17 protein-coding genes are annotated in these 19,976 nt (G+C 65.4%); 11 read left to right on the top strand and 6 right to left on the bottom strand.

Features of this window, described 5'->3' with window-relative positions; translation table 11 throughout:
• Window positions 1-48 precede the first annotated feature (48 nt).
• The 6 genes from ACUXVA_RS01435 (at window position 49) to ACUXVA_RS01410 (ending at window position 6,739) form a co-directional block, all read left to right on the top strand.
• A complete protein-coding gene (locus ACUXVA_RS01435) occupies window positions 49-2,139 on the top strand; it encodes a M3 family metallopeptidase (protein WP_265081874.1) in 2,091 nt (696 codons plus the stop codon).
• Between the two features lie 37 nt (window positions 2,140-2,176).
• A complete protein-coding gene (locus tag ACUXVA_RS01430; RefSeq protein ID WP_445493382.1) occupies window positions 2,177-2,791 on the top strand; it encodes a DUF1007 family protein in 615 nt (204 codons plus the stop codon).
• Between the two features lie 50 nt (window positions 2,792-2,841).
• Window positions 2,842-3,969: a nickel/cobalt transporter gene (locus ACUXVA_RS01425; protein ID WP_445490502.1), complete on the top strand. Its 1,128-nt coding sequence runs from the start codon at window positions 2,842-2,844 to the stop codon at window positions 3,967-3,969.
• Window positions 3,970-4,022: 53 nt separating this feature from the next.
• On the top strand, window positions 4,023-5,060 hold the full coding sequence (hemH, locus tag ACUXVA_RS01420) for a ferrochelatase (RefSeq protein ID WP_445490500.1): 1,038 nt from the start codon (window positions 4,023-4,025) through the stop codon (window positions 5,058-5,060).
• A 237-nt stretch (window positions 5,061-5,297) separates the two neighbouring features.
• Window positions 5,298-6,293, top strand: coding sequence for an SPFH domain-containing protein (locus tag ACUXVA_RS01415; protein WP_265081876.1), 996 nt, complete (start codon window positions 5,298-5,300; stop codon window positions 6,291-6,293).
• Between the two features lie 2 nt (window positions 6,294-6,295).
• Entirely contained in the window at window positions 6,296-6,739 is a 444-nt protein-coding gene (locus ACUXVA_RS01410) for an NfeD family protein (protein ID WP_445490497.1), read from the top strand.
• 177 nt (window positions 6,740-6,916) lie between these two features.
• Here ACUXVA_RS01410 and ACUXVA_RS01405 read toward each other — a convergent pair whose 3' ends face one another.
• Window positions 6,917-7,942, bottom strand: a complete 1,026-nt coding sequence (locus ACUXVA_RS01405; RefSeq protein WP_413776445.1) for a KpsF/GutQ family sugar-phosphate isomerase — start codon at window positions 7,940-7,942, stop codon at window positions 6,917-6,919.
• 208 nt (window positions 7,943-8,150) lie between these two features.
• On the opposite strand from ACUXVA_RS01405, the gene ACUXVA_RS01400 reads away from it, so the two are divergent.
• Window positions 8,151-9,860 carry an outer membrane beta-barrel protein gene (locus tag ACUXVA_RS01400; protein ID WP_265081878.1) on the top strand — a complete coding sequence of 570 codons (1,710 nt, stop codon included), beginning with the start codon at window positions 8,151-8,153 and terminating at the stop codon, window positions 9,858-9,860.
• Between the two features lie 84 nt (window positions 9,861-9,944).
• Here the strand turns inward: ACUXVA_RS01400 and ACUXVA_RS01395 are convergent, their stop codons facing one another.
• Window positions 9,945-10,211 (bottom strand): hypothetical protein, encoded by a 267-nt coding sequence (locus ACUXVA_RS01395; RefSeq protein WP_265081879.1) that lies wholly within the window; start codon window positions 10,209-10,211, stop codon window positions 9,945-9,947.
• 234 nt (window positions 10,212-10,445) lie between these two features.
• Between ACUXVA_RS01395 and ACUXVA_RS01390 the strand changes: the two genes are divergently transcribed.
• On the top strand, window positions 10,446-11,939 hold the full coding sequence (locus ACUXVA_RS01390; RefSeq protein WP_265081880.1) for a sensor domain-containing diguanylate cyclase: 1,494 nt from the start codon (window positions 10,446-10,448) through the stop codon (window positions 11,937-11,939).
• Between the two features lie 48 nt (window positions 11,940-11,987).
• On the opposite strand, the gene galU is transcribed toward ACUXVA_RS01390, so the two are convergent.
• Window positions 11,988-12,878: a UTP--glucose-1-phosphate uridylyltransferase GalU gene (galU, locus tag ACUXVA_RS01385; RefSeq protein ID WP_265081881.1), complete on the bottom strand. Its 891-nt coding sequence runs from the start codon at window positions 12,876-12,878 to the stop codon at window positions 11,988-11,990.
• 265 nt (window positions 12,879-13,143) lie between these two features.
• Between galU and ACUXVA_RS01380 the strand changes: the two genes are divergently transcribed.
• Complete coding sequence (locus ACUXVA_RS01380) at window positions 13,144-14,502, top strand: lytic murein transglycosylase (protein ID WP_445493381.1); 1,359 nt, start codon at window positions 13,144-13,146, stop codon at window positions 14,500-14,502.
• Here ACUXVA_RS01380 and ACUXVA_RS01375 read toward each other — a convergent pair.
• Entirely contained in the window at window positions 14,499-15,986 is a 1,488-nt protein-coding gene (locus ACUXVA_RS01375; protein ID WP_265081882.1) for a carboxylesterase/lipase family protein, read from the bottom strand. The genes ACUXVA_RS01380 and ACUXVA_RS01375 overlap by 4 nt on opposite strands.
• 323 nt (window positions 15,987-16,309) lie before the next feature.
• Between ACUXVA_RS01375 and ACUXVA_RS01370 the strand changes: the two genes are divergently transcribed.
• Window positions 16,310-17,242, top strand: a complete 933-nt coding sequence (locus ACUXVA_RS01370) for a 4-hydroxy-tetrahydrodipicolinate synthase family protein (protein ID WP_265081883.1) — start codon at window positions 16,310-16,312, stop codon at window positions 17,240-17,242.
• 182 nt (window positions 17,243-17,424) lie between these two features.
• Window positions 17,425-19,068: an SGNH/GDSL hydrolase family protein gene (locus tag ACUXVA_RS01365; RefSeq protein ID WP_265081884.1), complete on the top strand. Its 1,644-nt coding sequence runs from the start codon at window positions 17,425-17,427 to the stop codon at window positions 19,066-19,068.
• A 77-nt stretch (window positions 19,069-19,145) separates the two neighbouring features.
• Here ACUXVA_RS01365 and ACUXVA_RS01360 read toward each other — a convergent pair whose 3' ends face one another.
• Window positions 19,146-19,514, bottom strand: coding sequence for a CsbD family protein (locus ACUXVA_RS01360; RefSeq protein WP_265081885.1), 369 nt, complete (start codon window positions 19,512-19,514; stop codon window positions 19,146-19,148).
• 101 nt (window positions 19,515-19,615) lie between these two features.
• Window positions 19,616-19,969, bottom strand: coding sequence for a hypothetical protein (locus ACUXVA_RS01355; RefSeq protein WP_445490492.1), 354 nt, complete (start codon window positions 19,967-19,969; stop codon window positions 19,616-19,618).
• Window positions 19,970-19,976 lie beyond the last annotated feature (7 nt).

Raw genomic sequence — 19,976 nt, 5'->3', positions numbered from 1 at the left:
CGCGTGGTATAGATCGCTCCTCAAATAGCCGGCAAATCAGGATTTATGATGTCAGATAGCTTGGATACGGTGGTCACCTCGCCCGCGCTCGACAACCCGCTTCTCAAGGCCTGGACGACGCCCTTCGAGACGCCGCCGTTCGCCGAGATTCTGCCTGAGCACTTCATGCCGGCCTTCGAACAGGCCTTCTTCGACCATTCGGCCGAGATCGCCGCCATCGTCAACGATCCCGCGGCCCCCGACTTCGCCAATACAATCACCGCGCTGGAGCGGTCCGGCAAGCTGCTGAACCGGGTTGCAGCGGTGTTCTACGATCTCGTCTCGGCCAATTCCAACCCGGCGCTGCTGGAGATCGACAAGGACGTGTCGCTGCGGATGGCGCGGCACTGGAACCCGATCATGATGAACGCCGTGCTGTTTGGTCGCATCGCCAAGCTGCATGACGATCGCGCGACACTCGGCCTGACGCCGGAGCAGACCCGGCTGCTGGAGCGCACCTACACCCGCTTCCACCGCGCCGGTGCCGGCCTCAATGACGCCGCCAAGGCGCGGATGGCCGAGATCAACGAGCGGCTCGCGCATCTCGGCACCTCGTTCAGCCACCATCTGCTAGGCGACGAGCAGGACTGGTTCATGGAGATCGGCGAGGGCGATCTCGACGGCCTGCCCGAGACCTTCGTCGCTGCTGCGAAGGCTGCGGCCGAGGACCGTGGCCTGAAGGGCAAGGCGATCATCACCACCTCGCGCTCCTCTATGGAGCCGTTCCTGAAGAGCTCGACGCGGCGCGACCTGCGCGAGCGCGCCTACAAGGCCTTCATCGAGCGCGGCAACAACGGCAACGCCAACGACAACAACGAAACCATCGTCGAGATACTCAAGCTGCGCGAGGAGACCGCAAAGCTCCTGGGCTTCCCGACCTTCGCCGCCTATCGGCTCGAGGACTCCATGGCCAAGACGCCGGAAGCGGTGCGCGGGCTACTGGAGCGGGTGTGGAAGCCGGCGCGCGCCCGGGCGCTGGCCGACCGCGATGCGCTGCAGGAGCTGGTGGCGGAGGAGGGCGGCAACTTCATGCTCGCCGCCTGGGACTGGCGCTACTACGCCGAGAAGCTGCGGCAGCGCCGCGCCAATTTCGACGATGCCGCCATCAAGCCGTATCTCGCGCTCGACAACATGATTCTGGCGGCCTTCGACACCGCGACAAAGCTGTTCGGCGTGACCTTCGAGGAGCGCAAGGACGTTCCAGTCTGGCATCCCGACGTCCGGGTCTGGGAGGTCAAGGACGCCAAGGGACAGCACAAGGCGCTGTTCTACGGCGACTATTTTGCCCGCCCCTCGAAGCGCTCGGGCGCCTGGATGACCTCGCTGCGCGACCAGCAGAAGCTCGACGGCAGCGTGGCACCCCTGATCCTCAACGTCTGCAACTTCTCCAAGGGCGCCGACGGTGCGCCGTCGCTGCTGTCGCCGGACGATGCCCGCACTTTGTTCCATGAATTCGGCCATGGCCTGCACGGCATGATGTCCGACGTCACCTATCCCTCGCTGTCTGGCACCTCGGTGTTCACCGACTTCGTCGAGCTGCCGTCGCAGCTCTACGAGCACTGGCAGGAGCAGCCGCAGGTGCTCAGGCAGTTCGCCACCCACTACCAGACCGGCGAGCCGCTGCCGGATGACCTCTTGAAGCGCTTCATCGCCGCGCGAAAATTCAACCAGGGCTTTGCCACGGTGGAGTTCGTATCGTCGGCGCTGATCGATCTCGAATTCCACACCCAGCCGGCCTCGGCGTCGGCCGATGTGGCGGCCTTCGAAAGGAAGGAACTCGAGAAGATCGGCATGCCCGCGGAAATCTCGCTGCGCCACCGGCCGACCCAGTTCGGTCACATCTTCTCCGGCGATCACTATGCATCCGGTTACTACAGTTACATGTGGTCCGAGGTGATGGACGCCGACGCCTTCGGCGCCTTCGAAGAGGCCGGCGACATCTTTGACAAGGCGGTAGCCAAGCGGCTGCTCGACGACATCTATGCTTCGGGCGGCTCGCGCGACCCCGAGGATGCCTACATCGCCTTCCGCGGCCGGGCACCCGAGCCCGACGCGCTGCTGCGTCGCCGCGGCCTGCTCGACACGCCGGAGGCGGCGTAACGTGCGCCGGGGGATTCAGCGCGCGCTCGGTCTGCTGATGCTCGTTGTCGCTCTTGCGGGCAGCATCGGCTCCGCCGCCGCACACCCTCATGTATGGGTCACCGCAGCGAGCGAACTGGTCTATGCGCCGGACGGCAGCATCACCGGCGTGCGCCATGCCTGGACCTTCGACGACATGTTCTCGACCTATGCGCTGCAGGGCATCGAGACCAAGACCAAGGGCGTCTACACCCGCGAGGAACTGGCGCCGCTGGCGCAGACCAATGTGGAGTCGCTGAAGGAATTCGCCTTCTTCACCTTCGCCAAGGCCGACGGCAAGAAGCAGCGCTTTGTCGACCCGGTCGACTACTATCTCGAATACAAGGACACGGCGCTGGTGCTGCACTTCACGCTGCCGTTCAAGACCCCGTTCAAGACCAAACAACTGGCGCTCGAAGTGTTCGATCCGACGTTCTTCGTCGATTTCGGGCTGCAGAAGAAGGACCCGATCCGGCTGGTCGGCGCCCCGGCCAGCCGCACCACGGCGATCGAGCGTCCCAGCGACGGCGCCGCCACGGCGCAGAAGATCGGCGAGGACAATTTCATGGATGGCGGCGCCAATGCCAACTTCGGCGCGATGTTCGCCAACAAAATCACGGTGAACTGCCCATGATGGCCGATTTGTCGCCCCGCCTCTCACCCCGTTATGCCCGGCCCTGGGTTATGGTCATGTCATGTGCAGCCGTGCTTGCACTTGCCGTCCTCGCCGACGCCTCGCTGCACGACGCGCTGGCGCAAAATCCCTTCGGCGCGCCGCGTGCCGCGCCTGACACGCAGGTCGGTGGCATTGTCGGCTGGCTGCTGACGCAGCAGTCCAAATTCTACCGCGAGATGTCGTCGACCATCCGCGCCGCCAAGAACGACGGCTCTGCGGTGTGGACCCTGCTGGTGATCTCGTTCGTCTACGGCATCTTCCACGCCGCCGGCCCCGGCCACGGCAAGGCGGTGATCTCGTCCTATCTGGTGGCCAATGAGGAGACCGCTCGCCGCGGCATCGTGCTGTCCTTCGTCTCGGCGCTGATGCAGGCGTTGGTGGCCGTCCTGATTGTCGGCATCGGTGCCTGGCTGCTCAACGTCACCGCGAAGACCATGTGCGGCGCCGAGCGCGTCGTCGAAATCGCCAGCTACGCGCTGATTGCGGCGTTCGGCGCCCGGCTGGTGTGGAGCAAGGGCCGCGGCTTTTTTTGCGCGCTGAGCGCCTCGCAAGCGCCGCCTGCGCCGCAACTGGCGATGGCCCATGCCCCGGCGCAAGCCAGCGTGCATCATGATCATCACGGCCATGAGCATCACGATCACGGTCATCAGCACGGCCATGCACACGCCCATTCGCATGCTCATGCCGCCCATGGGCACGCCCATGCCGAGGCGACCGCGCACGCGCACCACGACCACGTCCATGACGAGCATTGCGGCCATTCCCACGGCCCGACCCCGGACCAGCTCGCCGGACCGGGCGGCTGGGCGCGCGGCTTCGGTGCGATCCTCACGGTCGGTATCCGGCCGTGCTCGGGCGCCATCCTGGTGCTGGTGTTCGCGCTGGCGCAGGGCTTGTTCTGGGCCGGTGTCGCCGCCACCTTTGTGATGGGTCTGGGCACTGCTATCACGGTGGCGACCATCGCGGTCATGGCTGTTACCGCCAAAGGCCTGGCCCGGCGCGTTATCGGTTCCCGCGAGGGCGGCGGGGCACTGGTGATGCGCGGTCTCGAATTCGGCGCCGCCGGGCTGGTGCTGCTGTTTGGCGTCGGCCTGCTGCTCGGCTATATCGCCGCCGAGCGCGTCACCTGTTTCTGATCTTTCGCGCTGCGCCCGGGTCCGGGGGCGGCCAAAACGAAAAGCACAATACCATGAGCGTCGTCATTCCCATCGAGCGAGCCCCGGCGGCCACCGCCACGGCCATGCAACGCGTCGGCGTGCTGCTGGTCAATCTCGGTACGCCGGATACCGCCGATGCGCGCGGGGTGCGGGTCTATCTCAAGGAGTTCCTGTCCGATCCCCGGGTCATCGAGGATCAGGGCCTGCTGTGGAAGCTGATCCTCAACGGCATCATTCTGAACACGCGTCCCGCCCGCAAGGCCAAGGACTATCTGAAGATCTGGAACAACGAACTCAACGAATCGCCGCTCAAGACCATCACCCGTGCGCAGTCGGACAAGCTGGCGGCATCCATCGCCGGCCACACCCATGTCATCGTCGACTGGGCGATGCGCTACGGCAATCCGTCGATGCAGGCGCGGATCGAGGCGCTGACCGCGCAGGGCTGCGACCGCATCCTGATCGTGCCGCTCTATCCGCAGTATTCGGCGGCCACCTCGGCCACCGTCTGCGACGAGGCGTTCCGTGTGCTCGGCACCATGCGCGCGCAGCCCACGCTGCGGGTGACGCCGCCTTATTACGACGAGCCGGATTATATCGACGCGCTGGCGCGCTCGATCGAAAGCCATGTGGCGGCGCTGCCGTTCGTGCCGGAACTGATCGTGGCGTCGTTCCACGGCATGCCGCAGAAATACATCGACAAGGGCGATCCCTACCAGGCGCAGTGCATCGCCACCATGCAGGCACTGCGCAAGCGCATGGGGCTCGATGGATCGAAGCTGATGCTGACGTTCCAGTCGCGCTTCGGCTTCGACCAGTGGCTGAAGCCCTATACCGACAAGACCATCGAGCAGCTCGGCAAAGACGGCGTCAAGCGCCTCGCCGTGGTGATGCCCGGCTTCTCGGCCGACTGCCTGGAGACGCTGGAAGAAATCGCGCAGGAAAATGCCGAGATCTTCAAGCATGCCGGCGGTGAACATTTTTCAGCGATCCCCTGCCTCAACGACAGCGATCCTGGCATGGACGTGATCCGCCGGCTGGTGCTGCGCGAGCTGCAGGGCTGGATCTGACAACGCGCTCCGCCGTCATCCTGAGGCGCTCGCCCGCAGGGCGAGCCTCGAAGGATGGGTGTTCGGGACCTGCGGCCCATCCTTCGAGGCGCGCAAGTGCGCGCTCCTCAGGATGACGGCGGAGTTTGTTTCGCAAGGGCTTGAGGCAATCGCTCGCTTTTCCCCGCATCGAACCTTACATCTGAATTCGGCGACCTAATCACGCGCGGCATTGCGCGGTTTCGCTGGGAGAATTCGATGACCGGTTTCGACATCTTTGCCATCGCCTTCGTCGTGCTGGTCATCCTGACCCTGTTCGCCGGCGTCAAAACCGTGCCGCAGGGCTATGACTGGACCATCGAGCGGTTCGGCAAGTTTACCCGCACGTTGTCGCCCGGCCTCAACATCATCATCCCGTATTTCGATCGCGTCGGCCGCAAGGTCAACATGATGGAGCAGGTGATCTCGATCCCTGAGCAGGAGGTGATCACCAAGGACAACGCCACCGTGACGGTGGACGGCGTTGCCTTCTACCAGGTGTTCGACGCCGCCAAGGCCAGTTACGAGGTCTCCGATCTCACCCAGGCGATCGTGGTGCTGACCATGACCAATATCCGCTCGGTGATGGGCGCCATGGACCTCGATCAGGTGCTGTCGCATCGCGACGAGATCAACGAGCGGCTGTTGCGCGTGGTCGATGCCGCGGTGTCGCCGTGGGGCCTCAAGGTCAACCGCATCGAGATCAAGGACATCGTGCCGCCCGCCGATCTGGTGGAAGCGATGGGCCGGCAGATGAAGGCCGAGCGCGTCAAGCGCGCCGATATCCTGCAGGCGGAAGGCCAGCGCCAGTCGGAAATTCTGCGTGCGGAAGGCGCCAAGCAGGGCCAGATCCTGCAGGCCGAAGGCCGCCGCGAGGCCGCGTTCCTCGACGCCCAAGCCCGCGAGCGGGCCGCGGAAGCCGAGGCCAAGGCCACCGAGATGGTCAGCAATGCCATCGCCAGCGGCGACGTCGCGGCGCTCAACTACTTCATCGCCGACAAGTACATCAAGGCGTTCGGCCAGATCGCCGACTCGCCGAACCAGAAGATCATCATGCTGCCGATCGAGGCGATGGGCGTGCTGGGTTCGCTGGCCGGGATCGGCGAGATTGCCAAGGCGACCTTTGGTGAAAGCGCCGCCTCGGCGCAGACCGCGGCCCGCCGCGGTTCGGTGCCGCCGACCGGGCCGGTCCCGCCGGTGCCGCCAAGGAGCTGACAATGGCCGACATGTTCATCACGCTGGGCACTTGGAATTGGCTGATCTTCGGCTTGTTGCTGATGGGACTGGAGCTGCTCGCGCCCGGCGTCTTCATGTTCTGGCTCGGCCTCGCCGCCTTCCTGGTCGGCGTGGTGTCCTTCGTGGTGACGCCGTCCTGGCAGCCGCAGATCCTGCTGTTTGCGCTGTTCGCCGCCGCCGCCGTGCCGCTGTGGCGGCGCATCGCGCGGCAAAAACCCGGCGTCAATCCCAACCCGTTCCTCAACAAGCGCTCCGACGCGCTGGTCGGCCGCATCTGCACGCTGGAGAAGCCGATCGTCGACGGCGAAGGCATCGTGCGGATCGACGACACCGTATGGCGTGTGGCGGGGCCGGATACGCCCGCCGGCAGCAAGGTCAGGATCGTGCAGGCCGATGGGGCGAGCCTGACGGTGGCCGGGATTTAGACGAGCACCGTTCTCGTGCCTCGGACGCGATGCAACCTAGCGAAGCGAAGCTTCGCGCGGAAGTATTGCTTCGCAGAGCTGAGGTCGTCACGAATGCAAGCATCGGTGTTTGGTGCGGTCCCGGACGCGCAGCGGCACAAGTGCGCCGCTGCGCGTCCGGGACACGATAATGTGGAGTTACGCCACGCCCGCGCGGAGCAGATCGTGCAGATGCACGATGCCGATCGGCTTCTTCGCCTCGGTGACCAGCAACGCGGTGATTTTCGAGGAGTTGAGGATCTCCAGCGCCTCGCCGGCCAGCAGGTCGCGGCTGATGGTCTTCGGGTTTTTGGTCATCACCTCGTCGACCGCCACGGTCATCAGATCGGGCCGCATGTGGCGGCGCAGGTCGCCGTCGGTGACGATGCCGACGATGTGGCCCCTGGCGTCGACGATGCCGACGCAGCCGAAGCCCTTGGAGGACATTTCCACCAGCGCGTCGGACATCTTGGTGCCCAGCGGCTTCAGCGGCACCGCGGCGCCGTCGTGCATCAGGTCGCGGGTATATTTCAGCATGGCGCCTAGCTTGCCGCCCGGATGCAGCACCGAAAAATCCACCGAGGTGAAGCCGCGGCCTTCGAGCAGCGCGATGGCCAGCGCGTCGCCCAGCGCCAGCAGCATCAGCGACGAGGTGGTCGGCGCCAGGTTGTGCGGGCAGGCCTCGCGCGCCTTGGGCAGAGCCAGCGAAACATCGGCTGCCTGCGCCAGCGTCGACTCGCTGTTGGCGGTCATGGCGATCAACGGGATGCGGAAGCGCTTGGCATAGGTGATTAGGTTCTTCATCTCCGCCTGCTCACCGGACCACGACAGCGCCAGGATGACGTCGTCGGCGGTGATCATGCCGAGATCGCCATGGCTGGCCTCGGCGGCGTGGACGAAGAAGGCGGGCGTGCCGGTGGAGGCGAAGGTCGCGGCGATCTTGCGGCCGATATGGCCGGACTTGCCGAGGCCGGTGATGATCAGCCGGCCGCGGGCGTTGCGGATCCGGTCGCAGGCCGCAGCGAAGGCCGGGCCAAGATCTGACTGCAGTGCCGCAGCCAGCGCGGTGACGCCGCTGGCCTCGGCGTCCAGGGTGCGCAGCGCCGAGGAAATTGCAGCAGTCGCCTGATCGGTCATCGCCGCCTGAGCTTGCGAATCCGTGGCTGCGGATTTTGAGCGTGCCATGCATTCATCCCGTGGACCGGAATTATTGATTGGTCCGGCGCTCTTCCTAGCACGGCTGCGGCTGTGAAGCGAAACGCCCCCCTGCGATCTCAACGCCTCATTAACCATAGTTGTTTTAACTCCGTTAACGACAGGTTCCGCGCCGCGTCGCGGCTTGTAGGGAACCGGAAATTTTTAAGTATCTGATTATGTTGGAGTATTCAGGATCGTGAGGACAGGTCCAGCCACGGGCCGCCGCCAGCGCGCAGTTGCTCTGCGTGCGCTGTCGGCTGGTCTGTGGCTGGTCGGCCTCGGCGCTCCGGCGCTGGCGCCGGCACCGGCTGCCGCACAGGCCTTGACCAGCGACCTGTTGCGTCCGACGCCGGGCGGCTTCATCGCGCCGCAGGACATGCCGCTGCGCCGCACTGGCGATGCCCGACCGGGCGATAGCGACTCCACGTCGGCGATTAGCGCTCCGTCGCGAATCGGGCAACTGCCGACCTATGGCAGCGGCGCTGCCGCGGGTGCCTCGGACTCCGGCTACGATTCGCTGAACCGCACGCGCAAGCGGCCGAAATTCTATCCCGGACAGGTCAGGCCGAAGCCATCGCCTGGTCCCGGCAGTCCGCCGCCAGCCCTGCGTCCGACCCTGACCAACCCGCCGCTGTCGATTCCGCCGTCATCGACGGCGAACAAGCCGCCGGTGTCGGCATCGGTGGCCGGCAGCGCTGTCGGGCAACCAGCGCGCCGGCGGCTGCGGCCAGACGACGATCCGTTCGGCGCAACCGGCGTCTATGTGGGCAGTTTCCTGGTCAAGTCCGCGGTCGAACTCGGTGGCGGCTATGACAGCAATCCCGCGCGCTTTGTGGCGCCGCGCAGTTCGAGCTTCTACCGCATCGCGCCGGAGCTGCTGGCGGCGTCCGACTGGTCGCGTCATTCGGTGATCGTCGATCTCAGGGGCTCCTACACCGGCTACGAGAAGACCTTTCCGGCGCCGGCTGGCCAGATCTCCTCGGCGCCGGTCGACGTCGCCCGCATCGATTTCACAGGCAAGGTCAACGGACGGCTCGACGTCACCCGCGACAATCGCTTCAACGGCGAGTTTCGGCTGCGCGTCGGCGCCGACAACCCCGGTAGTCCGAACATTCAGGCCGGACTGGCGAAGTTTCCTTTGTTTACCGCGACCGGCAGCACGGTCGGTTTCGAACAGGATTTCAACCGTCTGCAGGTCAAGCTCGACGGCACGGTCGACCGCATCGCCTATCAGGACTCGCAGCTCACCAACGGCGTCAGCACCACCAATAACGACCGCAACTACAATCAGTACGGCGGTGTCGGACGCGTCAGCTACGAAGTTCTGCCTGGCCTGCGGCCTTTCGGCGAGATCCAGGGCGATACCCGTGTCCACGACACCCCGGTTGATCGATCCCTCTATCAGCGCGATTCCAACGGCGGCTACGTTAAGGCCGGCACCACCTTTGAATTCACCCGGCTGCTGACCGGCGAGGTCTCGATCGGCTATGCCGCGCGCCGCTATGCCGACCCGGGGTTGCAGGACCTGAAGGGGTTGCTGACCACAGCCTCGCTGGTATGGACGGCAACGCCGCTGACCACGGCAAAGTTCATTTCCGTCAGTTCGATCGACGAAACCACGCTGGCCGGCGTGCCGGGCGTGCTGACGCGTACCTACACGTTCGAAGTCGATCACGATTTCCGCCGATGGCTCACCGCGGTGGGCAGGTTCACCTATGGCACGCAGGACTATCAGGAGAGCACGCGGTTCGACCAGATCTACGGGATCTCCGGCGACCTGGTGTTCAAGCTCAACCGAGAACTGCAGATCAAGGCGCAGGTGCGCCACGACCGGCTGGAGTCGAACCTCGCCGGTGCCAGCACCAATGCGACCGTGGTGATGCTAGGCGTGCGGTTGCAGCGCTAGCAGCCTTATCCCGGACGCAGCGTGTCGCAACTGCGACGTGTTGCGCTGCAGTTGCAGAGTTGGGACGGGGAAGTAAGCTTGGCGCTATTTCCGACGGATGCGGACGTTGGGCCGGGTGAATCGCACGCCCTTGTTGTCGGGCAGCCGCACCGCGTTGTAGCCGCCCGCGATGCAGGCCTCGCGCTGCGGCATCTTCTCCAGCGGGCCGCGGGCGGTTTCCCACCATGATGCGCGGTGCGACGCGCGCGGCAGCGCGTCGTTGATGATCTCCTCGATCTGCTCGAGGCTCAGGATAAATTCAGGCACGGTCTGTTTCAGCAGATAGTCGCGCAGCAGATCGTAATCGGGCACGTCGAATCCTCAGGGGCGAAAGCGCGGGCGGAAGGTCTCTCATAGCCGGGTGTGCTGCGCCGATCCATGGCCTTGATGCATGGCCGACGGTCCTGACTGCGGCTTGCGGCCAATAAAGCTGCCGATTGCATCATCCCCGGCAACCGACTGTTAACGCCGTGCGGGGTCGCCTCACCAGTTTAAGCCGTCGGCAATTATTTGCATGCATTCAATGCTCTCCGGAGATCGATGGTGATGTTCAGGAGAAAACGCGGTGAAATGGCGCGGCGCTGGCCGATTTCGGCAAAGTTGCTGATTCTGTCGTCGCTGGTGACGATTCTCGGATTTTCCGCGGTGTGCGGCACGGTCCTGCTCGACATGCGCCGTGCCGAGGAAGAATTGGCGCGCCAGACCAGCGAGAATCTCGCCACTACCATCGATGCGGATATCAGCCGCACCATCGAACTGTACGATCGCTCGCTGCGCGCGGTGATTGCCGGTATGCAGATGCCGGAAGTCAGCACGCTGAGTAAGCCGCTTCGTCAGCTTGTGTTGTTCGATCAGGCCGCCAGCGCCAGCCATTTCGGTGCGATCCAGGTGTTCGACGCCAAGGGCGATCTCATTCTCGACGCCGCCAATCTCGATCCGCTCCGGGAAAACCGGGCCGATGAGCAGTTCTTCAAGGTCCACCGCAGCGATGGCGAAGTAGGCCTGTTCCTCAGCCGGCCGATGCTGTATCGCGGCGCCTATTCCATTGTGGTCAGTCGTCGCATTAGCGATGCGGAGGGCAGCTTCGCCGGCGTGGTGGTGGGTGCCATCCGCTTTACCTATTTCCACGAATTGTTCGATCGATTGCGACTTAATCCCGAGGACACCATTTCCGTGGTTCGCAGGGACGGCATGGTGCTGATGCGCACGCCGTTCGATCTCGATCTTGTCGGCTACGGCTTTCGCGACAGATTGCTCATGCGGCGGTTGCTCATTGAGCGGAGCGGCGCGGTCTGGAGCGCTGGATCGAACGACGGCGTCCCTCGACTCTACATCTGGCGCAATAGCGGCAGGCATCTGGTGGTGGTGGTCGGCAAAGCGACAAGCAACATCTACGGGACGTGGCAAAAGCAGGCGATCCGGATCGGCGCGATCATGCTCGGCCTGATCTGCTTTGTCGGCGCCGTCAGCCTGTTCCTCGCCCGTGAAATCAACCGACGCGCCCGCGCCGAGGGCAGGCTGGAAGAACTCGCCACCACCGATGCGCTCACTGGCCTGCGTAATCGCCGCAAGTTCGACACCGAGATCGAGACCGAATGGCGCCGCGCGATCCGGCAATCGGGCACGCTGGCGCTGCTGCTGATCGACGCCGATCATTTCAAGCAGTTCAATGACACGTTCGGGCATCAGGCCGGCGACCATGCGCTGAAGGTGATCGCCGATTGCATCCAGCAGTCGGCGACGCGCGCCGGCGATTGCGCAGCGCGCTATGGCGGCGAGGAATTCGCGGTGCTGCTGCCGGGGATTTCAGCCACGGAGGCGTTGGTCGTCGCCGAGCGCATCCGGTTGCGTGTGTCCGCCGTACCGGCGGCCCCCGAGGCGCTCACCGTCAGCATCGGCGTCGCCAGCATGACGCCGATCGTCACAATGGACCACAGCGATCTGGTGGAAGCCGCCGACAAGGCGCTCTACGCCGCGAAGGACGCGGGCCGCAACCAGTCGATGATCGCCACGCCGCAGCATCTGATGATGGCGGCCTGATCCATCGTCACTTTCCGGATGTACTTCGCCCGGTGAAGCCGGCTCGCGTTACCGGGACTCCTCCAAATACCGCTTCATCTCGGTGCGCAGGCCGTCGCGCAGGTCGTCGCGCTGCATCGCATAGGCGATGTTGGCACGCAGGAAGCCTGACTTCGAGCCGCAGTCGTGCCGCTCGCCCTCGAATTCCACGCCGTAGAATTTTTGCGACTTCGCCAGTCCGATCATGGCGTCGGTAAGCTGGATTTCGCCGCCGGCGCCGCGTTCCTGGGTTTCCAGGATCTTGAAGATCTCAGGCTGCAGGATGTAGCGCCCGGTGATCGACAGGTTGGACGGCGAGGTGCCTTGCGGCGGCTTCTCCACCATGCCGTCGATGGTGAAGGCCGACGCGTTGGTGGGATGGCGCGCACCGACGCCGCAGATGCCGTATTGATGCGTAAGTTCCGCCGGCACTTCCTCGACCGCGACCAGGTTTGATTTTTCACCGAGGCCGTTGGCGATGTCGATCATCTGCTTGAGGCAGCCCGGGCTGTTGAGCACCAGCTCGTCCGGCAGCACCACGGCAAAGGGTTCGTTGCCGACGATCTCGCGCGCGCACCATACCGCATGGCCCAGCCCGAGCGGTGCCTGCTGGCGGGTGAAGCTCATCTCGCCGGCTTCCGGCTGGAAGCGCGCCAGCTCGGCGATCTCCTTGGTCTTGTTGCGGCTCTTCAGGCTTTCGTCGAGCTCGAACATCTTGTCGAAATGATCCTCGATGACGCCTTTGTTGCGCCCGGTAACGAAGATGAAATGTTCGATGCCGGCCTCGCGGGCCTCGTCGACCACATACTGAATCAGCGGCCGGTCGACGATGGTCAGCATTTCCTTGGGCATCGCCTTGGTGGCAGGAAGCACGCGTGTTCCGAGGCCTGCGACGGGGAATACAGCTTTGCGGATTTTCATTCGGAGACTTTGCAATGGACTAGGAGGGAAACCAGACGCGCATGCAAACGTAGATTGCCCGATGCGGTTCCCTTTGCAACCGGGAACAACGGCGGATGTGCGGCGTGGTCATGGTCTTTCGGGTCATCCTTTTGGCGCGGGCCGTGAAATCGCGCCTATATTAAGCCGATGGAAACCCCGACGGGGCCTCTTGTGGCGAGCCATGACGATCTGGATGTTTGCGATGAGAATGCTGCGCGTGTCGACCCTGAAGCCGCCGATCCGGATGTTCGCCGCGGTGGCGCTGGCTGCACTGCTGGTGTCGGCGGTGCAGCCTTCGGCTGCATCGGCGCAATCGCAGGGGAGTCCGTTCAGCCTGTTCGACAACATTTTCGGAGGTTCGCCGCCGCCGCAGGCAGCGCTGCCGCCAGCGCCCGGAAGCGGCGGCGTGCAACCATGGAGCGGCGAGGACGGCGCTTCCGGCCATCCGCTGATGACCGCTGTCGCGATTCGCCAGGCCGCCGACAATTTCGATAACTGCGTCGCCGGGCTGTGGCCTGATGCCGCACGGCGCGGCATTTCGCAGGACAGCTTCCAGCGCTTCACCGCGGGCCTGACCCCGGACCTGCGGATCATGGACCTGATGGATTCGCAGCCGGAATTCACCAAGGCGATCTGGGATTACCTCGACATCCTCGTCAACGACACCCGCATGGCCCGCGGCCGCGAGGTGCTGGCGCAGTACAAGTCGATCTTCGATGCCGCCGAGAAGGCCTATGGCGTCGACCGCTACATCATCGCCTCGATCTGGGGCATCGAATCCAACTACTCGACGCAGATGGGCGACCGCAACGTGCTGCGCTCCACCGCGACGCTGGCCTGCGTCGGCCGCCGCCAGGCCTATTTCAAGGATGAATTCCTGGTGGCGTTGGAGATCCTGCACCGCGGCGACCTGCGCCCGGAGCAGATGCGCGGCTCGTGGGCCGGCGCGTTCGGGCCGACCCAGTTCATGCCTACCGCGTTCAAGCGCTTCGCCGTGGACGGCGACGGCGACGGCCGCCGCGACGTGGTCGACAACCCCACCGACCTGATCTTCTCCACCGCCAATAATCTGAAGAAAGACGGCTGGCAGAGCGGCCAGAGCTGGGGCTACGAAGTGGCGCTCCCCCAGGGCTTCAACTTCATGCTGGCCGACAAGGCCAAGGCGATGACGCTCTCGCAATGGGAGAATCTCGGGCTGAAGCGCGCCAACGGCCAGCCGTTTCCGCGCGCGGCCGAGAAGGCCTATCTGCTGGCGCCGGCCGGCGCCGGCGGCCCGGGCTTTCTGATGCAGCAGAATTTTCGCGTCATCATGAAGTACAATCCGGCCGAGGCCTATGCGCTGGCGATCGGCCATTTCGCCGACCGGCTGCGCGGCGGCCCGCCTTTCGTGCAGCCCTGGCCGCGTCAGGAACGCGTACTGTCGCGCGCGGAGCGGCTCGAACTGCAGCAATTGCTGGTGCAGCGCGGCTTCTACAAGGGCACTCCGGACGGCCAGTTCGGTGGCCAGACCCGCGAGGCGCTGCGCAGCTTCCAGGCCTCGATCGGCGCGCCGGCCGACGGCTTTGCGTCGTCGGAGGTGCTGGACAGATTGCGCGGGCGCTAACATGCGTTCTTCCACAGCGTGCGCCTGGCAGCCATGGGATCGTCGATAACCGCCAGCGTCGCGTCGAAGTGCATGGTCGACCTGCGCAGGGAATCGTATTTGGCCCAGCCGCAATCGCCGGTGCGGGCAAAGGCAATCCAGGCTGCGTGCATGGCCGTCGCCAGTGCCTGTGGCGGGGCATCACCGAGCAGCCCCTGCGTTCCCAGGCCGAGAGTGTCGAACACGAACGGAATCTCCATCGAATGGGCGGCGCCCAGGCGCCCGTCGAACAGTGGCGAGCGCCAGGCAAATTCGTACATGTAGGTCGACGCCCTCGTGCGCGATGCATGCGCGTCGGCGAGTCGCACCGCCGGGAGTCGCCAGTACCAATCTGTCTGGATCGCCGACAGCAGCTCGCCAGCCGTCGCGTCGGGATAGGCCGCGCGGTAGCCGCTCAACCCCTCGCCTGACAGCTCGTAGGCTGCCGCCAGCGCCACCACGGCCGCGTTGGGGATGCGGTCGATGGAGCCGTCGGACACGAAGAACAGCCGCGTTTCCTCCTCGTTCGATCCGACCAGCAGATCGATGTCAGCCGCGGCGCCCGCAGCGATGGCGTCGATGGGAGGTTGCGGGATGGTCTTGCCGTCGACCACCGGCGCCCAGGGCAGATAGCTGAGCGCCACCTCGCCCCATAGTGTCGGGTCGGGATCGGCAATGAGCTCCGCGCGCAGCTTCGCCTGCGCCTGCAGGATCTGCGTGGTGGACATTGCGGCGATCGCGGCCCGCGTCGCCGGAACGCCGAGAATGTCGGCGAGTCGCTGGCCGATCCGTCGCGCGGTTGCCGCCGAATTGACGATCGGGGTGTTGCCGCTCTGCACGATGGCACGATGGAACAGGCCCTTGGTGCGCGGCATGGTGAGCAGGGTGGCGACGCTCATGCCGCCCGCCGACTCCCCGAAAACAGCGACGCGGTCGCGATCGCCGCCAAAGGCCGCGATATTATCCTGCACCCACCTGAGTGCGGCGATCTGGTCGAGCAGGCCGGGATTGGCGACGCCGTCGGCGAAGTACAGAAAGCCGTCGGCGCCGACGCGATAGTTGATGGTCACACAGACCGCACCGTCGCGGGCGAAGCGGCTGCCGTCATAGAAAGGCGTGGCGCCGGTGGCATGGAATTCGAACATGCCGCCGGGGATCCACACCATCACCGGCAGGCCGGCGGTGCCTGTATCGGGCGTCCAGATGTTGAGCGTGAGGCAATCCTCGCCAGGCCCGACCAGTTCCAGCAAGAATTCGGAGATACCAGGCGGATAGTCGACCTGCGGAGGCTTCGGTCCGAATGCCTGTGCGTCACGCACTCCGTCCCAGGGCTGCACGGGCTGCGGCGGTTGCAGGCGGTGCGCACCGAACGGCGGCGCCGCGTAGCGTACGCCCTTGAACGATGTCACGCCGTTGCTGGAGCAACCACGCAGCTTGCCCTGGCGTGTTTCGATGACCGGGTTCATGTTGTTTCTCGCGCTGCCAGATCCATCCATGCAGTCGGCACCGGGCATACGCCTTGCGCTGGGTCAATCGCGCCAAGCCGTTGCGGACACGAAATTGCAGGCGCGGAGCGTCGCGCGCCCTTGACATGTGTAGTACGCGGGGCGCATTTTGACCGGATGATCACTCGCGCCGCCCGTCATAACGCAAAACGCCGTGCCTCCATTGGGGACGGGGATTTGCGCGCGCGATAGATCGACACGCTCAGCATATTCACCATGGCCCCGCCGGTTTGTCGGGGCTTTTTTATGCGTCTCCGTCGCCGGCCCAGACAGGAGACACGCTCATGCCCACCGCGTCCGAACCGCCCAGCGGTTTATGGTTGCCCCTCATCACGCCGTTTCGTGACGGCGCCGTCGACCTCACGTCGCTGCGCCGGCTGCTCGACCACTATGCCGATCAGCCGGTTGACGGATTCATTCTCGGTGCCACCACCGGCGAGGGGATGACTCTCGACGAGGATGAACTCCGGCAACTGGCGACCACCACGGCGCAGGCATTGCAGCAGCGCGGCGTGAGGCGCCCGCTCTATCTCGGCCTGTCAGGCAGCGACACCAGCCGCCTTGCCGCCGGGCTGGCGCGGACCGCGAGCTGGCCGGTCGACGGCTATCTGATCGCCAGCCCGTATTACTCGCGGCCGTCGCAGCGCGGATTGCTGCAGCATTTCGAGGCGCTGGCCGACAGCACCGCGCGGCCGATCATGCTCTACAACATTCCGTACCGGACCGGCGTCAACCTCGACAATGCGACCATCCTGCGGTTGGCCGAACGCAGTAACATCGTGGGGATCAAGGATTGCGCGGCCGACACGCTGCAGTCGGTCGACCTGCTGCGTCGGCGGCCGAGTGGCTTCGCCGTGCTGACCGGTGAGGATGCACTGTTCTACGGCGCGCTGATCCGCGGCTGCGACGGTGGTATTCTGGCATCGGCGCACCTCCGCACCCCGGAGTTCGCGGCACTGCGGCCCACCATCCGGTCCGGCGACGCGCTGCGAGCCAACATGCAATGGCGCGCTTTGTCGGGAATTGCGGCCCTGCTGTTCGCCGAACCGTCCCCGGCACCCCTGAAGTACTGGCTATGGCGCTGCGGCCTGATCGACAGTCCGGAGGTCCGGTTGCCGATGACGGCGATCGAGCAAGGCCTGGCCGCCGCCATCGACCAGTACATCCTGCGTTCGAAGGCGGAGGCGGGGGTGCCGGAAAAGGTCGGGATCGGATGAATCTGATTGAACCTGACCGGATCGATGGGCGCTGCCGGTCGATCCCGCGCTATCGCAGCCGTTAACTCCGTCCCTTGACCGGGTCCGCGGACCTCCGGTCAAGGGACGGAAAACTGCCCGCTTGCGGCCCGAATTCGGGTATAAGTCCGGGCAAACCTGAAGACCGATGGCGATCGAGGCGCATGGCAGACAAGTCGAAATCCTTCCTTGGACTGTTCACCGAGCGCGGCCCGCTGATCGCTGCGACCGTTGCCTTGGGCATGTTGTTCGGCGTCATCGCACCTGCTTCGGCGCAATTCTTCAATTTCGGCGGGCCACCGCAGCCGCCGCCGCGTCCGCAGCGCGCTGTTCCCAATGGGGGTGGCGGTGGTGGCTTTGGCTGGTTCGGCGGCAATGACAGCCCGTTCTTCGCGCCGTTCCAGCAGCAGGCCCCGCGGCAGCGCGCGCAACCGCGTGAGGATTATTCGCGGGCGCCGGCGCCGGAAAAGCGCGACGTCACGGCGGAACGCAACGTGCTGGTGCTCGGCGATGCCATGGCCGACTGGCTGGCCTATGGCCTTGAGGACGCCTATTCGGAGCAGCCCGACATGGGCGTGATCCGCAAGCATAAGACCGTCTCCGGGCTGCTGCGTTATCAGCCCAAGGGCGATCCGGCCGACTGGGCAGCGGCGGCCAAGGGCATTCTCGCCAGCGAAAAGCCGGACGCCATTGTCGTAATGCTCGGTCTCAACGATCGCATTCCGATCCGCGAGCCGGACAAGGCGACGGATAAAAAGGGCGTCAAGAAAGACGACAAGGCGAAGCCGGACGGGGGCGCCGACGCTGCCAAGCCGGCTGACGCCGACGACGATCAGGACATCGCCGAGCCGCCGTCGCTGATCGCGCCGGAAAAGAGCGCGCGATCTCCGGGCGGCGTTGCCGAGTTCCGCGACGATCGCTGGATCGAGCTCTATTCTAGGAGGATCGAGGAGATGATCGGCGTGCTCAAGACGAAGGGCGTGCCGGTGCTGTGGGTCGGGCTCCCGGCGGTGCGCGGCACCAAGGCGACCTCCGACACGCTGTTCCTGAATTCGCTGTACCGCGACGCGGCCGGCAAGGCCGGCATTACCTATGTGGACGTCTGGGACGGGTTCGTCGACGAGGCCGGCCGCTTTCTGCAGCAGGGCCCCGATTTCGAGGGCCAGAACCGCCGGTTGCGTTCCTACGACGGCGTGTTCTTCACCAAGGCTGGTGCGCGCAAGCTGGCGCATTACGTCGAGCGCGAGATCACCCGGCTGATGGCCGGACGCTCGGCGCCCATCGCTCTGCCGTCGGAACCGGCGACCCCCGACGCCAACGTCGTTCCGGGGGCACCGCCGCCGCGGCCGATGGCCGGGCCGATCGTGCCCCTGGTGGCCTCCTCGGTTGGTACCGATCAACTGCTCGGCGGCCCAGGCTCACGTCCGGCTGCAGTCGATGCGCTGGCGGCGCGAACCCTGGTGAAGGGCGAGGCGCTGGCCGCGCCCGCGGGCCGCGCCGATGATTTCGCGTGGCCGCGCCGTGAGGTCGGGCGTCAGCCCGCCTCGACCGAGACGCCGGTGGCGTCAGTATCGCCGGCCGCTGCAGGTGCCGACGTCATCACCCCGGTGATGGCGCCGGCTGCGCCGCCGAAGCCGAAAAAGCCCAAGCCGGTGGTGGAAGCTGAGCCTTCAATCGGCAATTTCTTCGGCTTCAATACGCCTGAGCGGCAGCCGCCGCCGCCACCCCAGCAGCGGGCGCGAAGCGGTCCGCGACCGCCGGCCAATGTCGGGCCTTCGGCCGCAGCACCCAGTTTCTTCGCGCGATAGCGCATGATCGGCGCCGGCCAAACGAAAGCGCCTCCGGATGGCTCCGGAGGCGCGTCGCTCATGCAATATGGTGAGGGTCAGTAGCCCCAGCGGCTCGGCGGACGGCGCGGCGGCCGCGACATCAGCATGGCCAGCGCGAAGCCGATGCCGCCCGCGATCAGCAGCGCGCCGAGCGGATTGTCGCGCACCGTCTTGGCAACAGCTTCAGAACCCTCGCGATAGGTGTCGCCGCTGTTGTCGATGGCGTCCTTGGCAAAGTTCACGGCTGCATCGGATGCATCGCGCGCGGCATCCTTGGCCTGGCCGTACAGGTTCTGCACGGTGCCCGCTGCTTCGCGGGCACGCCCGGAAGCTTCCGTGCGTGCATCGCCGGTGATGCCGCCCACGACGCCTTCAACCTTGCCGGCCGCATCCTTGGCCATGCCTGAAATCCGATCCTTGTCCATGTTCGCTGCTCCATGAGGAAATTCTCGCTCTTACAAGTCACCAGACCCGCACAGGTTCCCGGCGTTCCGCAGCGGTTAGCGAGGCAGCGCGCTCGCGCGCCTCACTCTGCGTCGAGCTGGCCCCTGTAATCGTCCAGCACGCCCTGGACGCGGTAGCAGCCGGCGCTATCGGGGGTGAACGGCGCCCAGCGTTTGAGTTCGACCACGTAGACCGTGGAGTCCTGCAGGCCACGCGCGTAGCCGGCCTCGATATTCTTCTGGTCGGCAGCCGAAAGATAGCGGTTCAGTGCCGCGCGTAAACTCTTGGTCTGGCCCTGGCTGATGAAGTCCTGCATCTCGCAGCGTGTCGCCGCGGCGAAGAACGAACCCGCGCTGACAGCGACGTGAGACGGCATCGCCTCCGCGGGCGTGCCGCACAGGCCGAGCAGCACCAGCCACGCCCCGCGTCTCGTCATGTCGCGA

It is taken from the genome of Rhodopseudomonas sp. RCAM05734, assembly GCF_052658035.1.
Note: the sequence above shows the minus strand (reverse complement) of the source record. Positions and strands in the feature narration are given on the sequence as shown.

Bases quoted from the DNA above. Each gene is read 5' to 3' on its own strand.
- ACUXVA_RS01365 (WP_265081884.1), top strand. From the start codon at position 17,425: ATGGCAGACAAGTCGAAATCCTTCCTTGGACTGTTCACCGAGCGCGGC.
- ACUXVA_RS01405 (WP_413776445.1), bottom strand. From the start codon at position 7,942: ATGGCACGCTCAAAATCCGCAGCCACGGATTCGCAAGCTCAGGCGGCG.
- ACUXVA_RS01380 (WP_445493381.1), top strand. From the start codon at position 13,144: ATGTTCGCCGCGGTGGCGCTGGCTGCACTGCTGGTGTCGGCGGTGCAG.
- ACUXVA_RS01355 (WP_445490492.1), bottom strand. From the start codon at position 19,969: ATGACGAGACGCGGGGCGTGGCTGGTGCTGCTCGGCCTGTGCGGCACG.
- hemH (WP_445490500.1), top strand. From the start codon at position 4,023: ATGAGCGTCGTCATTCCCATCGAGCGAGCCCCGGCGGCCACCGCCACG.
- ACUXVA_RS01390 (WP_265081880.1), top strand. From the start codon at position 10,446: ATGTTCAGGAGAAAACGCGGTGAAATGGCGCGGCGCTGGCCGATTTCG.
- ACUXVA_RS01415 (WP_265081876.1), top strand. From the start codon at position 5,298: ATGACCGGTTTCGACATCTTTGCCATCGCCTTCGTCGTGCTGGTCATC.
- ACUXVA_RS01410 (WP_445490497.1), top strand. From the start codon at position 6,296: ATGGCCGACATGTTCATCACGCTGGGCACTTGGAATTGGCTGATCTTC.
- galU (WP_265081881.1), bottom strand. From the start codon at position 12,878: ATGAAAATCCGCAAAGCTGTATTCCCCGTCGCAGGCCTCGGAACACGC.
- ACUXVA_RS01375 (WP_265081882.1), bottom strand. From the start codon at position 15,986: ATGAACCCGGTCATCGAAACACGCCAGGGCAAGCTGCGTGGTTGCTCC.
- ACUXVA_RS01425 (WP_445490502.1), top strand. From the start codon at position 2,842: ATGGTCATGTCATGTGCAGCCGTGCTTGCACTTGCCGTCCTCGCCGAC.
- ACUXVA_RS01430 (WP_445493382.1), top strand. From the start codon at position 2,177: ATGCTCGTTGTCGCTCTTGCGGGCAGCATCGGCTCCGCCGCCGCACAC.
- ACUXVA_RS01370 (WP_265081883.1), top strand. From the start codon at position 16,310: ATGCCCACCGCGTCCGAACCGCCCAGCGGTTTATGGTTGCCCCTCATC.
- ACUXVA_RS01360 (WP_265081885.1), bottom strand. From the start codon at position 19,514: ATGGACAAGGATCGGATTTCAGGCATGGCCAAGGATGCGGCCGGCAAG.
- ACUXVA_RS01435 (WP_265081874.1), top strand. From the start codon at position 49: ATGTCAGATAGCTTGGATACGGTGGTCACCTCGCCCGCGCTCGACAAC.